1 protein-coding gene is annotated in these 856 nt (G+C 48.6%); it reads right to left on the reverse strand.

Features of this window, described 5'->3' with window-relative positions:
- Nucleotides 1–856 (reverse strand): PAS domain-containing protein (locus R7Q46_RS25980; RefSeq protein ID WP_318078056.1); only part of this gene is annotated, 856 nt, incomplete at both ends.

Genomic DNA, 856 nt, shown 5'->3' on the forward strand with positions numbered 1-856 from the left:
AGTTTGGTCTCTGAAATGTCCTCACCCACAATCAGCAGCTGATCGGAATCGTTGAGCGGTCGAATGTTTTCACGTACCCAAACACTGTGCCCGTCAGCATGGCGATACTCGATTTCACGTCGCCACACATCATGAACTTGATGACTCGGTTGCAACAACACCTGGCGTGGGAACAGTGCTTTGTCATCAAGATAGAACTCTCGCAGGCGATGGCCGAGCATCTCAATCGGCTCGTAGCCCAATAACAGTTGCGCGAATCGGTTCACTTCTTGGATGCGGTTGTGACTGTCGAGCGTCACCATCATCACGGGCTGCTGCTCGTAGTAATTACGCAAGCTCGACTCACGCTGATAGAGCTTATCTTCCATCAACTTACGGCTGGTGATATCACGCGCCTCAAACAGATACTGCTTTTGTTTGCCTACCTGCTGGGAGAACGGCTTTAAGGAAATTTCGAGTACCATAGAGCCGTGCTCTTTGCTCCAGATTTCGGCTTCAAATGTCGAAACTTGTTGCTGCGGTGCGTCAAAATAATCGGCGATCGCGTGGCGTGCTTGCTCACTCCAGTTTTGATGTAACCAAAGTGGCTTATCTAAGCGTAATTCCTGATGATAGAGCAAAGATTGCAGACGATCGTTGCCAGATTTAAGCAAACCATGTTTATCCAAAATCCCCATGTACTGCATACTTTGGTCAAAAATGGACTCTAAAATCGCCTGGCTTTCACGAGCAGCTGTCTCGCTGCGACGAATGCGTTGCAAGTAGTAGCTCAGTAGCAAAATGGCCACCAGCATCAACACGAACAAACTGCCAAACAAGCGAATTTCTTTGGCGAAACGCTCCGAAAATTCCATCG

It is taken from the genome of Vibrio sp. 811 (assembly GCF_033339195.1).